Source organism: Oleiphilus sp. HI0080, assembly GCF_001635135.1.
Map to the genome: position 1 here is coordinate 1 of NZ_LWFU01001002.1, position 1096 is coordinate 1096.

Here is a 1096-nt window from a genome sequence, read left to right on the forward strand (position 1 = left end):
TTTGAAATGCAGCATCTAGCCGCTGGGTTAAAGGAGTAGATTGAAGCTGTAATACACCTTCCGTGCCTTGGTGAAACTTTATACCGTCGTTTTCCGAAAGCGTGACGACATTGAAAGGAATGATGCCTGAATAGCAATTGGATTGATGCTCGAGTTGCGGAAGTTGCTGAAAAGCATTCAAACCGTTTTGTAAAAAGTGCATCTCGCAACCAGCGTTCGAAAGTTGAACGAGATCATCGAGCGCACCTTCAAGTTGATGGCACTTGAGTGTGACCAAGCAGAGATCGAAATGCTGTGAAGAAAGGTCTGGTAAAACCGTGTTCAAACTGGGTAGCGCAACCGAGCTAGCCCTTCCCGTATAGTCACTATAATGAAGCCCTCCTGAACGTTCTAAGTCTTTGCGAATGCGTGGCCGGCAAACCAGGCTTGTCTGCACTCCAGCTTCTTTGCATTGCGCCGCGATGTAGCAGCCTGTTGTACCGGCTCCGTATATAAGAATGTGCAATGGCGTACCTTTTGAAAGTCAGTGTTAAGGCGTGACTAAATCACCACCGAGTTAGATCAAGTATGTTCGAAATGTTATCGATGCATGTTACATGGTGGTGCGGTTTGGTCAAAATTTGTGCGTAGTATTGCTCGTCCAAGAATCAGTATGGTCTACTGATTTGCTTGTGTCTTTCGTTAAGTTACTGAATTATATGGTATAAACCTGTTTTTTCTGATTGTTGGCAAGCTATATGCAACGTGTTAGTTGACGGACTGATTGGCGCAAAGCAGTAAGTGCGTTACGCGCCAATCAGCTCAGCTGATTCATTTATAACTGAGGGCGTTTGCTTGTTGCAAGTGAAATGCCGAGGGGTAGCAGCAATGAAAAAAGTACTAGGTGTAGCGTTATTTGAATTGGAAGGTTCTACTGAAGAAGCAAGCTTTGGAGCCCTTAAAGAATATTTTGAAGCGATGTATTTCGCCAACTAATTAAGCAATTAAGCAATTAAGCAATTAAGCGTGTGCCGAACATACGATCGGAATTTATTCACAGAAAGAAAAAACAAAATCAGAAGCACAAGAAGAACCTAAGTTCTCTGAAAAAATATAA

General features: G+C 43.0%; 1 protein-coding gene. It reads right to left on the reverse strand.

All coding sequences use genetic code 11. The annotated features are described in order from the left end of the window. Nucleotides 1-505: 2-dehydropantoate 2-reductase N-terminal domain-containing protein (locus A3751_RS19100; protein WP_304439058.1), on the reverse strand; the 505-nt coding region annotated here is incomplete at its 3' end. Between the last annotated feature and the right edge of the window lie 591 nt (nt 506-1096).